General features: G+C 49.4%; 10 protein-coding genes. All 10 read right to left on the reverse strand.

All coding sequences use genetic code 11. From position 1 onward, the window contains the following. Positions 1-3: 3 nt before the first annotated feature. Complete coding sequence (locus O6R05_RS04200) at positions 4-1521, reverse strand: YfcC family protein (protein ID WP_271190751.1); 1518 nt, start codon at positions 1519-1521, stop codon at positions 4-6. Between the two features lie 131 nt (positions 1522-1652). Further along, complete coding sequence (locus tag O6R05_RS04205; RefSeq protein WP_271190752.1) at positions 1653-2765, reverse strand: GTPase; 1113 nt, start codon at positions 2763-2765, stop codon at positions 1653-1655. Further along, positions 2749-4161, reverse strand: a complete 1413-nt coding sequence (gene hydG / locus O6R05_RS04210; RefSeq protein WP_271190753.1) for a [FeFe] hydrogenase H-cluster radical SAM maturase HydG — start codon at positions 4159-4161, stop codon at positions 2749-2751. Before hydG ends, O6R05_RS04205 begins: the two co-directional genes overlap by 17 nt. Then, entirely contained in the window at positions 4154-5203 is a 1050-nt protein-coding gene (hydE, locus tag O6R05_RS04215) for a [FeFe] hydrogenase H-cluster radical SAM maturase HydE (protein WP_271190754.1), read from the reverse strand. Before hydE ends, hydG begins: the two co-directional genes overlap by 8 nt. A gap of 216 nt (positions 5204-5419) precedes the next feature. After that, positions 5420-7480, reverse strand: a complete 2061-nt coding sequence (locus O6R05_RS04220; protein ID WP_271190755.1) for a BspA family leucine-rich repeat surface protein — start codon at positions 7478-7480, stop codon at positions 5420-5422. 86 nt (positions 7481-7566) lie between these two features. Next, entirely contained in the window at positions 7567-7695 is a 129-nt protein-coding gene (locus tag O6R05_RS04225; protein ID WP_271190756.1) for a hypothetical protein, read from the reverse strand. 398 nt (positions 7696-8093) lie between these two features. Further along, positions 8094-9197 (reverse strand): serine hydrolase, encoded by a 1104-nt coding sequence (locus O6R05_RS04230; RefSeq protein WP_271190757.1) that lies wholly within the window; start codon positions 9195-9197, stop codon positions 8094-8096. A gap of 28 nt (positions 9198-9225) precedes the next feature. Further along, the gene (locus O6R05_RS04235) at positions 9226-10407 is read right to left on the reverse strand and encodes a DUF819 family protein (protein ID WP_271190758.1); all 1182 of its coding nucleotides are present in this window, start codon (positions 10405-10407) and stop codon (positions 9226-9228) included. 10 nt (positions 10408-10417) lie between these two features. Further along, entirely contained in the window at positions 10418-11509 is a 1092-nt protein-coding gene (locus O6R05_RS04240) for a dipeptide epimerase (protein ID WP_271190759.1), read from the reverse strand. Between the two features lie 365 nt (positions 11510-11874). Further along, a complete protein-coding gene (gene thrS / locus O6R05_RS04245; RefSeq protein ID WP_271190760.1) occupies positions 11875-13800 on the reverse strand; it encodes a threonine--tRNA ligase in 1926 nt (641 codons plus the stop codon). Between the last annotated feature and the right edge of the window lie 88 nt (positions 13801-13888).

Genomic DNA, 13888 nt, shown 5'->3' on the forward strand with positions numbered 1-13888 from the left:
GATTTAAATATACGTTGCAATAACTAACATAATGATGGCAAACACGGCGAGAACGCCGAGGAACGGCGCCACCCATTTAATCCATTTGTCATAAGGTACACCGGCGAGCTCAAGGGATGGCAAAATGAGGCCTGTCGGTGTGAGAAATGCCATCCAGCCCTGTCCGTAGTTATAGGCCGTTACGACGACGTCACGACTGATATTGACCGTATCTGCAAGGGGCGCAAAAATTGGCATGGAAAGCGTCGCAAGACCTGAGGACGATGGAATAAAAAGTCCCAGTATGGAGAAAATCCCCATGTGAACCACGGAGAAGATACCGCCGTTCATGCCGTCGACAAAGTTTGCCGTATAATACAGTATAGTATCAGAAATCATGCCGTTGTCCATAACAATATTGACGGCACGTGCCACGCCGCAAACAATGGCAACGGACACCAAATCTGCCGCGCCGGCTAGAAAAGTATTCACAGCCTGCTTTTCACCCAGTCCGGAGATGACCATATTCAACATGGCGGTCACCATAAAAATAGCGGACATTTCAGTAAACCACCAGCCCTGTGTGAAATCGCCCCACACCATAATAGGGAACCCGAGCATAAAAATGAGCAGTGTCAGCTTGCGAGATGTGGTGAATTCATAGTCACCGTCCGCCTCCGATTCGTTTTGAAGCTCACGAAGATGGGCCATTTCAAGGGACACGACAGAGCGGGATGGATCGTTCTTGACTCGGTTCGCATAGCGATAGATAAAGAATAGATTGAGGACGCATGCGCCGATCAGTCCGATCACCCGCATGCCCAGACCCAATTTGAAATTGATGCCGGCAGCGGTCGATCCGATAATAATGGAGAACGGATTCACCGTAGAGAACATCGTCCCCACACTGCTCGCCATAAAAATAACCGCCACTAACGTCATGGCATCATACCCTGCCGCAAAAAAGACCGGCATGAGAATCGGATACAGAGCTATGGTCTCTTCTGCAAGACCGAAAGTCGTACCGCCGAGAGCAATCAAGAGATAGATGACCACAAGCAGAAGAAATTCCTTGCCCTTGGTCTTTTTCGACAACGCCGCCATCCCGGCATTGATGGACCCGGAAGCGTTCAGGATGCCGATGTTCCCGCCGATCATTAAAATAAAAATCATAATATCGGCAGTGTCCACGACCCCGTCAATCGGTGCTTTTAGAAAGGCGCCGATTCCCTGAGGATTGCTCTCGATAGACTGATATGTATTCGGAACGGCGATAGGCTTGGTGATGTCTCCGCCGGTGAATTTATCCATGGTGATGGAAATATTCAAATCATCTAAAGTCTTTTGTTCACCGGGTAGCTCGGTAACATTGCCGCTTTGATCGACAACTTCAAAAAAGCCGCTGTCACTGTTATAGCTCATGCGTTGGTACTGACCGGCCGGTATGACATAAGTTAAGACACAGGCAAAGGCCAGCACAAGAAATAATACGGTTAACGCTGTAGGAAAAGTGCGTTTTTTCTTTTGTTGTTTTGTTTCCATAAAATCACCTCTCTGTTATTTTAGTACAACAACAGAGAGGTTTCAACAAATAAAGATATTCCTTAATATATGTTTATTCATTTAGTGTGGCACGTTGCCAAAGTGTCTCGCCACGCTCTCACTCACCCGACTCAATAGATAACTTTGTCTAAAATGCCGTGGAGATGAGAGAGAACCAGACCATAGTTGGTGACAGGTATCCCTTTTTTCGCCGCCTGCTCCATCCGATAGAGCACTCGGGCACGGTTGAACATGCAACTGCCGCACATAATGACCACGTCATAGTCCAACGGTTCAGGAAAATCCAGCCCTCGAGAAAAATCAATGGTCATGTCGCCATACCGTGCTCTAAGGAGCTTTGGAATCTTCACACGACCGATGTCCTCTTCCAGCGGGGCATGGGTACATGCCTCGGCAATTAACACCTTAGAGTCGGCATCTAAGGTGTCGAGCACCCTCGCACCTGCCACGAGCGTTTCAATATCCCCCTTTGCTCGAGCCATCAAAATAGAAAAAGACGTGATGGGAATCTCACCGATCCGAGGGTAGACTTCATGAAAAGCCTGAGAGTCCGTCACGACTAAATCCGGCGGCGTCCGCAAACCCTCTAACGTCTTTTGAAGCTGCTCCGGCTTGGTGGAAATCACCGTACAGTTTAAATCCAACAGCGCCCGCGTCGTTTGCACCTGAGGAAGAATCAAACGCCCCGTAGGAGCGGCAATGTCCTGAGGCATGACCAGCACCACAGTCTCCTCTCCACGAAGCAGACCATCAAAGAGCGGCCGTTCTTTGACCAGGTGTTTCGCCGCCGTTTGGAGGGCAGCAAGCACATGCCCTTTGTCAAAAGGCACATACGCCGCTTTCTGCGCGCCATTTTTGACTTTGATAAGAGGCTTCTTACTCGCTGTCAAAAACTTCAGCAACGCCTCATTGACCTCAAAGCGCTCGACATAAATTAAAATGTCGCACTCTTCCAAGACCTTTTCCGTGCGGTTCATACGCAGTGCGCCCAGTTCCGAAACGTCACTGTACCCCGCCGTGTCAATGAACGTGACGGGTCCGACGCCTTTCACCTCCATAGCCTTATAGACCGGGTCCGTGGTCGTTCCCGGCTGAGCCGAGACCAAGGACGTCCCCTGCCCCGTGAGAAGATTTAACAGCGTAGACTTCCCCGCATTGGTGTCGCCGAAGATACCGATGTGAATACGCAGGCCTTTCGATGGCATATTAGAATCTGAAATCACGTTCACCCTCTTCAATCTTTTGGAGATACGCCGCCGTCTTAGCTCGCACCTTGTCGTTGGTAATCATGTCCAAAGACTTCGCAATCACGTCGTCTCCCAAGACTTTTGTCCTCTGTGTGCCGTAGTCCTCCATGTATTCTTTCAGTGTAATCAACGCATTGGGATGACAGCAGTTGACAATTTGACCGCTCTTAAGCAGGGACATAAACCGGTCGCCGGTTCGTCCCTCACGGTAGCAGGCCGTGCAGAAAGACGGGATATGACCCAGCTCTAAGAGCCAGTTAATCACCTCATTGAGGGAGCGGGTGTCCGACACGTCAAACTGAGCGGATTTTTCTTCAATGTCTTTAATGTAGCCGCCCACAGCAGTCCGTGACCCTCCGGAAATCTGGCTCACACCAAGCTCCAGTGCTTTCTCGCGCATAGTCATGGATTCCCGTGTGGAGATAATCATACCGGTGTACGGCACAGCGATGCGAATCAGTGCAATGATTTTTTCAAACGTTGTATCGTCCAGCGCATTGGAAAAATCCGACGTATCAATGTCATCGGCAGGGCAGATTCGGGGCACGGAAATCGTGTGAGGCCCCACCCCAAACTTGGCTTCCAAGTGTTCAGCGTGCATCAAAAGCCCCACCAACTCATAGTGATAGTTTTCCAAACCGAAGAGCACGCCCAGTCCCACATCGTCAATGCCCCCTTCCATGGCGCGGTCCATGGCTTCCGTGTGATAGGCATAGTCGGCTTTCGGTCCGGTGGGGTGCTGCTGTTCATAGTTGTCTTTGTTGTAGGTCTCCTGGAAGAGAATGTACGTCCCGATCCCCACTTCTTTCAGCTTGCGATACGATGCCACATCCGTGGCGGCAATATTCACATTCACCCGCCGAATAGCACCGTTTTTGTGCTTGGTGGCATAAATCGTGCGAATGGACTCCAGTACATACTCCAGCGGATTGTGTACCGGATCTTCCCCAAGCTCCAAAGCCAATCGTTTGTGACCCATGTCCTGCAGGGCAATCACCTCGTCCCGTATCTCCTCCTGAGTCAGTTTAAGCCGGGGAATCATCTTATTCTTGGCATGGTACGGACAGTACACACAGCCGTTGACACAGTAATTGGACAGATACAGGGGCGCAAAAAGGACAATGCGGTTGCCGTAAAATTTCAACTTAATCTCTCTGGCGATGGCCTTCATGGCATCGATGACCGCCGGATCCTTCGCGCCTAAAAGAATGGCCGCTTCCCTGTGGTTCAATCCCTTCAGCGACTTCGCCTTCTCCAAAAGCTCGTAGTGCAGCTTCGTATTGTCCCTATTCTTCTTGGCATAGTTCAGTGACGCTATAATTTCATCGTGATCAATAAATTCATTGGCACGACTGCTCAATTTGTTATACATGAAAATCTCCTCGGTCCATGACAACCTCTCGGCCCAATCCTTTCATGATAGCCTTTAAGTCATCTAAGTTTTCAGCAGCTTCTATTTTAAAACACGCCTTGTCATCGTAGAGCGCGTAGTCCTTTCGATGGCGTGGGGGTGTTAAATTCGGCATATAGACATTGCACGCATAGGTGATGGCATCGTCCCGCCCGGTTTTCGAGAGGGTGTTCAGCGATGTCGTGGCGGGAATATTAGCCTTGGGAAACATCAACCGCAGCACACACAGCAAAAACAACGTGAGTTCCACAGAGCCTGCCGGCTCATTCTCAAACGGCGTATGCTTTGCCGGAATAAACGGCCCGATCCCCACCATCTCCGGCTGAAGCTCATGGAGATACACCAGATCCTCCGCAAGTGTAGCATAAGTCTGTCCCGGCGTGCCCACCATAATCCCCGATCCCGTCTGGTACCCCAAAGCCTTTAAATCCGATAGCGCCCGCAGACGATTCTCAAGGGACATCGTCTCGGGATGGAGTTGATAGTAGTGGTCGCGGTTTTTCGTCTCATGACGAAGCAAAAAGCGATCCGCCCCGTGGCTTTTATAGGCCTCAAGCGTCGCCGTATCTTTTTCCCCGATGGAAAGCGTGATGGCGGCCTCAGGATTGATGTGATGAATGCTGTCAAGCACATCCATAAGAAACGCATCGGACAGTCCCGGATCCTCGCCCCCTTGAAGCACAAAGGTCTTAAACCCCATATCCGTCCCCAGTCTCACACTCTTTAAAATCTCATCTTTCGTCAGTCGATACCGGCTCACGTAATCATTGTCCCGTCGAATGCCGCAGTAAAAACAGTTGTTGCGGCAGTAGTTGGAAATCTCGATGAGCCCCCGCACATAAAGCGTACGGTGAAACGACTTTGTCGTCACCGCTTTCGCCGACTGTTGAATCTCTTTTTTCACCACGTCCCGGTGGGTCAAAAGTTGTTCAAACTTCTCGCCACTGAGTCGACGGGTCTTAATCAGCTCGTCGGCTAATTGTTTTATATCAGATTTATACATAATTACCTCACGGGAACTAGTATATCACAATAATCTAATTTTGATGACCGGAATTGTCACGGGACCGTGATATAACATCCCTGCCGCACCATAGCTCCGGAGGGAATTCTGACCTCTCTCGGTGCAAAAGAGCGTGCTATCCCCTTGCAAACAAAAAAAGAGACAAATACAAAGTACTTGTCTCTTGTCCCACGTCGGGATAGTTTAACCTATAGCTTAGTTTGCATCCACGGACAGTACGTCGGTCCAGTTTTCCAATTGGCGACCGAAGGCGTCGATGCCGCCTCGGCGTTCTAGTCGGTGGGTGTTCGCCGCTTCGACGATCTCATAGTAGTACCAGTCGGTGACGTTGAGGTCGGTGAAGGCTTTGAGCTCGCTGTGGTCTTCCACGGCAACGCCGTCGGCCACACGGTCAAACATGCGGTTTAAGATCGTGACGGCTTCACCACGAGTGAGTGTCGCGTCAGGACGGAAGGTCCCGTCGTCGTAGCCGATGATGCGCTTGTTCCCTGCGATTTTTTCAATGGCCGCTTCGTACTTGTGACCGTCGATGTCGGAGAAGGTCGCTTGTTCGGTGCTGTCTTTGTCTAAGACGGCGAGCATGGCGGCAAATTCCCCGCGGGTGATGGCGTCGTTCGGACGGAGCTTCCCGTCTTTATCATCAAGCATGCTCAGGGCTTTGGCAGTGAGGACGTAGTCGCTGTACCATGCGTTAGCGTCCACGTCGTGGTAGACGGCATCGTCGTGGGTGAGGCTCTTGCCTGCCAGGCGAAGGACCATGGCGGCGGCTTCACCGCGGGTGACTTCGCCTTCTGCCATTACGGTGCCGTCAGGATAGCCGGTGAGGTAGGCGGTGTGAACTTCAGTGTCCTTGTCTTTTGCCGGTTCAGGAAGGGGTGCCACAAGCCATGACCCCGATGAGGTTGGTTCCTCAGGAACGTCCGGTTCAGTCGGTATCGGATTGGTCAGATAGAGATGGATTTGAGATGCGGTGGCGGCGTCCTCCTCGCTGATGATAAAGCGTTGGTCGTTACTTTCTTCAGTTTTATAGATGGTTCCGTCGGCGTCGTAATAGTCAATGGTAAACGGACCTTTGAGTGCCACGTCAGTACTGCCGGCAGTCATCTTGCTGAGCCACACTTCTTCTAAACTCTTAGTATTGTCCAATCCGCCCAGATCTCTCACCTCAGTAAGCTTGGCGTTGCGGAAATCTATTTTTTGTACTTTTTCAGCGCCATAGAACATGTCGTTCATAGTTTCAATACTGGATAAGTCCCACTTGCTGACGTCAGGGTTCGCTGACGGCGTATTGTAAAACGCATAATGCATAAATTGAACATTAGCAGTGTCCCACTTACTTACATCGGGATTGGCTAATGGCGCGTTCATAAATATCCCTGCAATAGACCCAACATTAGATATATTCCAGTTGCTCACATCAGGATTGGCTACTAATGCATAAGAAAACATCTCACTCATATCTAAAATATTTGAGGTATTCCAACGGCTAACATCAGGATCAGCCGATTGTGCATTAAAAAACATACCGTGTATATCTATAACTTTAGAGACATCCCACTGACTCACATCAGGATTCGCTGATGACGTATCTGCAAACATATAGCTCATATTCGTGACATTGGAGGTATCCCACTGACTCACATCGAGATTGACCGATCTCGTATGTGCAAACATATATTTCATATCCGTGACATTAGAGGTGTCCCACTGACTCACATCGAGATTGAGGGATTGCGCAGATTCAAACATTGAACTCATAGTTGTGACATTGGAGGTATCCCACTGACTCACATCGAGATTGGGCGATCTTGCTCCGCCAAACATCATTCTCATATCTGTCACGTTGGAGGTGTCCCAGTTGCTCACATCGAGACTGATAAATGCCGTCGTCTTAAACATCCCATACATATTCTTGACATTGGAGGTATCAATGTCGGCAGCTATATCAATCTGTCCATCAAATTCACTAAATAAATAAGAAGAATCATCCGGAAACTGTACCCCGGATTCGATGGATACGAATGGTTGTGAGTCGAAAAAATCCTTGTGATTCCTCTTGAAGTCATCCCATAACTTATTATCCATTTTACCGTTGCCGTACACTCGAACGGTCTTCGCCTCCGCATTATAGTCCATATGTACACTGCCATCACTTGAAATCTCATAGGTTTCAATCTCAGCCGCCCACACGTGGGTAGTGACGGTGACGAGCAGGCACAGCCACAGCGCCAGTGCCGTGACAATTTTCTTTTTCATAGTCCCTCCTTCAATAAAAAAAGCGGCAAAAATAGACCTCTTATGTAAGGTCTACTTTGCCGCTTCTATGTGGGCGCACAAAAAGATTACCGTCTGTCCGTCTGTCCGTCTGTCCGTCTGTCCGTCTGTCCGTCTGTCCGTCTGTCCGTCTGTCCGTCTGTCCGTCTGTCCGTCTGTCCGTCTGTCCGTCTGAAGATTGTACCGATAGCAGTCATCTCTGTCCACCCTTTCTGTAGTTTACTCCCAAATTATAATGCTTTTTTACCGCGTTGCCTAGTACTTTTTCACGATACCTCAGTTTTTTTTATAGTTTTTTCAAGCTAGGTGAGTTTTGGCTTATTCCTCGCTCAGCGAACTGACCTCGGCGTCTTTATTCGAGGATATCCCGCCTCTCAAACACCCACACACTGACACGAAGAAAGCACATCTTAGACTGCGCGAGGATACCGATGGGAAAAGCCATGGTGGTCTCCGTTCTCGACCGGAGCATGAATAAAGACGGTGAAAGTACCGATACCGTGTCCTCTCAAAACAAAAAGCGACTAAGAAATTCTTAATCGCTTTATCACATTGTTTGATATGACAACATGGCATGTCCGCGAACTCCCTGTGGTTACGGTTCTTTGACACTACCGACGATTTTCTCATAGCGTCTTAACGCGTCGACGTACGCCGCCTTGATGGCTTTCTCCGACGAGCCGAAATACCGTGCGCTGATGTCGTCCAGGATCTGTTGTTCGTCGGCAATCATATTGCGTCCCAGAAAGAGTCCGGAAATAAAATTTTTGGTAAGCTTAAGAGATGCCGTGCCTTCCACGGCGACAATGGTGTGATCATCCGGCGCCACTTCAAAGGCGATGAAAAACGAGCCGTAGTTCTTTGTGATGGCGTTGTGCGTGGTTGTCTTGGCTTCCCCGGTTATATAGATGGTATCCGGTTTGCCGCTATGGCTGTGGCTATGATAGACCATCTGTGATATCCTCCCGATGATGTCTTTGCCTTCACTCCGGGACGTAACGTCTCGTGTGAGAACGACAAGGATATAGTCCCCCTCATCGGTGAAGACAATGCCGCCGTCGTGTTCAATGCCATCTAAGTCCCCGGTTTTATGAGCTGATGTCACATGGGCCGGCAGATAGCGCAAAAGCCGATCCTGCTGCACGCTCTCACACATCACGCTGCGAATCCACGTCAGGTCATCTCGTGACAGCACATCCTGATAGATCATGTGAAGCAGCGTCGCCATGTCTCGTGCAGAAATCCAATTGTCCCGACGATTGTCATCAATAGACTCCATCATGTTGCGATTCAGCTGCGTGTCATGGAGACGAAGTTTCGCGGCTGTCTCATTGATATACTCTTTGCCTAAAATGTGGATGAAATAGTTGGCAGCTTCATTGTCGGAGACCATGAGCATGAGGGTCATTAAGTCTCGGAAGGTGTAGGCCTGTCCATGGTTTAAAAATTGGAGCACACCATCGCCCGCCGTCCGCAAAGCGTCAGAGACATCGACAGTATCTTCCCATGCAAAATCTCCTCGCTCCACACGCTCAAAAAACGCAAGCATGATCAAGAGTTTGATGGTTGAGGCTGACGGCATAGGCAGGCCGCCGTTTATGCTAAATTCATCACCCTGCTTTAAGTCCCTGTATGCCACAGCCACCGTGCCGTGACACGTTGCGATATACGTTTGCAGTTTTCTCTTTAAGGTTTCCACGGACACAAGTCACCACTCCTCCATGATTTTAAGCGAGCATTTGGAGCACAGCGCCCATAGCAAGTCCAAAGAAGTTGCCCACTGCCGCTCCGAGCACGCCCATTAGTACACCAATACCCGAAAAGGCGGGATCGTACGCCGAGGCAATGATCGGCGCGGAGGCTGAACCGCCGATGTTGGCAAGGGATGATGTGGAGACCATGCAAAGATCCCAATGGAAGAACTTGGAGAGCAAAAACATAAGCACGGTGTGAATGAGCAAAATGCCCAGTCCGAAAAGGATCCACATCGGCGCGGCAACCAGTGCTGTAATGGACGCTGTGGATGCCAAGAGGGATACTACGGCATAGAGGTACACACTGGAGAGCTCTTCTACGGCAGGGAGTTTGCCAAGGGGGCTTAGCGCCGCCACAAGACCGATGACGGTAACCAGTACGGTCACAATCGTGCCGCTGCCGAACATATCGAGGCCCATCTCAGTGAGCGAAGTGTTGATCGCTTCTCCCGCCATCTGGGTCAGGGCAGACACCATAAGTGAGAGGCCGATTAAGAAAATCCAATCCGCCGCTGAAGCTTTCTGCTTGTCTTTATTGACTTCTTTTGCGGCAGCTTCTGCAATGGCGTTGAGTTTCGAGGTGTCTGCATTGGTCGCTTTGTTCCACTTGGATTCATACTTTACGGCGAGGAGTAACAGCGCAATCCACAGTGAATAACACACAGTGTCCAGTGCCAGGGCACTGCCGAATGCACCGGAGTCCACAGGAAGCGCCGCCTGCATCGCCGCCATGTTGGCCGAGCCTCCCACCCATGAGGCGTACAGTGCCGCCACAGCGCCCCAGGTATTCGTCCCGAGGACGCCTTTAAACAGCGGATAGAGCACGACAGTGCCGACAAAGAGGGTCAGAGATCCGCCGAGAAAAATCGCCACCATGCGTCCGCCGAGCTTCGCCATCTTTCTAAAATCACAGCGTAGGAGCATGACGAAAATCATGGCATAGAGCAAGTTGTTTTTCAGGGCGTTATAAGCTGTTGAGACGCCCTCCGAATCGTACAGCCCCACGGTGCAAAAAATCATGTTGAGGACATAGATGAAGACCAGAGGCGGTACAATGTTAAAGACTTTCCACTTCGTATACTTTTCCAGAGCAAGAAGCGACCCTGCAATCATCATTAAAAAGGCGATGTAAGTAAATCCATTTGTAATTACCATAAGATCCTCCTCAGTCAATATACACGATGTTCTTGATGCCTGAGATACCCAGTCCCGGCGCGTCGCTCACCGTAATCTTCTTTTCATCAAAGACGGCACCGCCTACAACGGGATCTTCTTTACACAGCACCGGCCCGTCCAAATCCACGGCGCTGATCACTTGTCTTGCACACCCCAGGTGGACGGCGGCGTTCACACTGACTTTCGCTTCAAGCATACAGCCTATCATACACTCCACGCCCATAAGTTCCGCCGCTGTAGTTATTTTAAGGGCATTGTAAATCCCACCGCACTTCATCAACTTGATGTTGATCATATCCGCCGCCTGATGCTGTAAAATGGTCATGGCATCCTGAGGAGAAAAGACGGACTCGTCGGCGAGCACAGGAATTGGCGAACGCTCGGTGACATACTTGAGACCTGAAATGTCATGGGCCGCCACCGGCTGTTCCACCAACTCGATGTCCAGACTCAAGGCTTCCATTTGATTTAAAAGTTTCACCGCTTCTTTCGGACGCCACGCTTGATTGGCGTCAATGCGAATCTTTATGTCTTTCCCTGCCGCTTGACGCACCGCTTTAAGCCGCTCCACGTCCAAAGCCGGATTGACGCCCACCTTGGTCTTAAGCACCGTATAGCCTCGCTGAACGGCGTTTAATGTATCTCGAGCCATTTCCTGCGGATCATTGACGCTAATGGTGATGTCGGTTTCGAGCGTCTTTCTCGAGCCGCCTAAAAGCTTGTAAACCGGCACATTATAAAGCTTGCCGTAGAGGTCATAGATCGCCATATCCGCCGCCGCCTTGGCATTGTGATTGCCCACAATGCACTTGTTTAAATCCTGAAGCAGATTTTCCAAATCATCTACGTCCCGACCTAAAAGGGTTTTGTTAATGTGGTCTTTAAAGGCTCCGATAATGGAGCCGTGAGTTTCTCCGGTGATGACTCCCGTCGGCGGCGCCTCGCCGTATCCGATCGCTCCGGTGTCGGTATGAAGCTCGACAATAATATCTTCGACACTGTCCACCGTTCTTAAGGCTGTCTTAAACGGAACTCTTAGGGGCACGGAAATGCGCCCGAGTTTAATGGCTGTAATCTTCATGTGAACCTCCTTTAACTATAAAAAAGCCCGGAAAAATCCTCTTACGAAAATTTTACCGGGTCTCATTAGCTCGTTGACTACGACAATAGCCGTCACTGATGAAGCAGTAATACGCTTTTCTGATTGTTATTATAGCTGTGAGTGCGGCGTATTGTCAACTGTTCCTTTACTGTAATGCCGCAAGAAAAATGGTGTCCTGAAGCTATCCGTCTTCTTCTGATGTTTGAGAAACGATGTGACTCTCTATACCCGAGCTGTGTAAGACGCTCTGTTGCACCGGTCTTTGACACAAGAGTCAACTAAGTGCTCAGATATAAAAAAGGCAAACCCGAACGGTCTCAGGTTTGCCAATCTTTGCACGTCATTTATTTAACTAATAACGACTCCGGATCAATAGTTTTATCTTGAATTTCCTTTTGTAAATCTTTAATAAAGTCTTCAATGGCTACGTCTTTGAGTTCGTCGCCGTTGCGCCGACGTACCGAGAGCTTGCCGCTTTCCAATTCCTGTTCCCCGACGACTAGCATATAGTTAATCTTTTGCATTTGAGCTTGGCGAATCTTATATCCGACTTTTTCAGAGCGTTCATCCAGTTCGACACGAAGACCTGCCGCTTCTAGCTGGTCTTTAATGTGCTTGGCACCCTCTGTAAACTTTTCAGATACAGGAATGACCTCAACTTGTACCGGCGCCAACCAAAGCGGGAACTTCCCTGCAAAGTGCTCGATGAGAATGCCGAGGAATCGTTCGATAGAACCGAAGAGCGCTCGGTGGAGCATGACGGGACGTGCTTTTTCGCCGTTTTCATTGACATAAGTCAAATCAAAGTTGACAGGCATTTGGAAGTCAAGTTGGATGGTGCCGCATTGCCATGTACGGCCGATGGCATCTTCCAGATGGTAGTCGATCTTTGGACCGTAGAATGCACCGTCTCCCTCATTGATGGTGTATGGCAGACCCTTCTTTTCAAGGGCTTGCTTCAATGCGTCTTCCGCCGCATTCCAAGACTCCAGGTCGCCCATGTAGTCTTTCGGACGAGTGGAAAGTTCCATGGTGTATTTAAATCCGAACGTGGTATAGAGGAAGTCTGCCAAGTCAATGAGACGGAATACTTCTTCTTCGACTTGAGACGGCAGGCAGTACACGTGGGCATCGTCTTGAGTGAAGGTACGGACACGGAACAAACCGTGAAGTGCACCGGATAACTCATGGCGGTGAACTTGACCGTACTCGCTGAGGCGAATCGGCAAGTCACGATAAGAGTGAGGCTCAGATGCATAGACAATGGTAGAGCCCGGGCAGTTCATCGGCTTCACCGCATAGTCATCGCCGTCAATCTTGGTGAAATACATATTTTCTTTATAGTGATCCCAGTGACCGCTCTTGTGCCAAAGATCTTCATTGAGGATAATCGGCGTTTGAATTTCACCGTAGCCGTTCTTCAGCAGCACATTGCGCCACCAGTTCAGCAATTCGTTGCGAACCAGCATACCGTGCGGATGAAAGAATGGGAATCCCGGACCTTCTTCGTGCATGGTAAAAAGTTTCAGCTCTTTGCCAAGCTTTCTGTGATCGCGTTTTTCCGCTTCTTCAATGCGTGTGACGTAGTCATCCAGTTGGGATTTCTTTTCAAAGGAGATGCCGTAAATACGTTGCAGCATCTTATTATTTTCGTCCCCTCTCCAGTATGCACCTGCAATGGAAAGCAGTTTGATAGCTTTGATGTTTTTAACGGTATCCAGATGCGGTCCCTTACAGAGGTCGACAAATTCTCCAATACGGTAGAGACTTACGGTGTCATCGTCCAAGCCTTCAAGGAGTTCCAATTTGTAGTCCTGATTGTCGTTTTTGAAAAGTTCAACAGCTTCGCTGCGAGGCAGTGACAGCTTCTCAACGTCATAACCTTCTTTGACAATCTTCTTCATTTCACTTTCAATGGTTTCTAAATCTTCCGGACTGAAGCGGTGTTCAGTGTCTAAATCGTAATAGAAGCCGTTGTCGATAGCCGGGCCGATGGCAAATTTTGTGTCGGGAAACAACCGTTTAATCGCATAAGCCATCACGTGCGATGTGGTATGCCAAAAGATGTGTTTGCCTTCTTTGTCTTCAAATTTGACGACTTTAAAATCGCCGTCTGTATCAACGGTGTCCGACTTACCGAGAATGTTGCCGTTAAAGACAGCTCCCACGGCTGCACGTTCCAGGCCTGCTGAAATGTCTAAAATAATGTCTTTAACAGATTTTGGCGCATCGTATTCTCTTACTGCGCCGTCAGGTAGTGTAATTTTCATAATTCCTCCCAAAAACGAGTGATTCCAATAAAAAAGGCCAATCATCCCAAAGGACGATCGACCGTGGTTCCACCTTCATTGCTCCTCA

Origin of the sequence: Peptoniphilus equinus (assembly GCF_027921445.1) — a bacterium.
GTDB lineage: Bacteria > Bacillota > Clostridia > Tissierellales > Peptoniphilaceae > Peptoniphilus > Peptoniphilus equinus.

What these genes read in the sequence shown, in the direction of transcription:
- thrS (WP_271190760.1), bottom strand. Translation starts at nt 13,800, where the DNA reads ATGAAAATTACACTACCTGACGGCGCAGTAAGAGAATACGATGCGCCA.
- O6R05_RS04220 (WP_271190755.1), bottom strand. Translation starts at nt 7,480, where the DNA reads ATGAAAAAGAAAATTGTCACGGCACTGGCGCTGTGGCTGTGCCTGCTC.
- O6R05_RS04240 (WP_271190759.1), bottom strand. Translation starts at nt 11,509, where the DNA reads ATGAAGATTACAGCCATTAAACTCGGGCGCATTTCCGTGCCCCTAAGA.
- hydG (WP_271190753.1), bottom strand. Translation starts at nt 4,161, where the DNA reads ATGTATAACAAATTGAGCAGTCGTGCCAATGAATTTATTGATCACGAT.
- O6R05_RS04235 (WP_271190758.1), bottom strand. Translation starts at nt 10,407, where the DNA reads ATGGTAATTACAAATGGATTTACTTACATCGCCTTTTTAATGATGATT.
- O6R05_RS04225 (WP_271190756.1), bottom strand. Translation starts at nt 7,695, where the DNA reads ATGACTGCTATCGGTACAATCTTCAGACGGACAGACGGACAGACGGAC.
- hydE (WP_271190754.1), bottom strand. Translation starts at nt 5,203, where the DNA reads ATGTATAAATCTGATATAAAACAATTAGCCGACGAGCTGATTAAGACC.
- O6R05_RS04200 (WP_271190751.1), bottom strand. Translation starts at nt 1,521, where the DNA reads ATGGAAACAAAACAACAAAAGAAAAAACGCACTTTTCCTACAGCGTTA.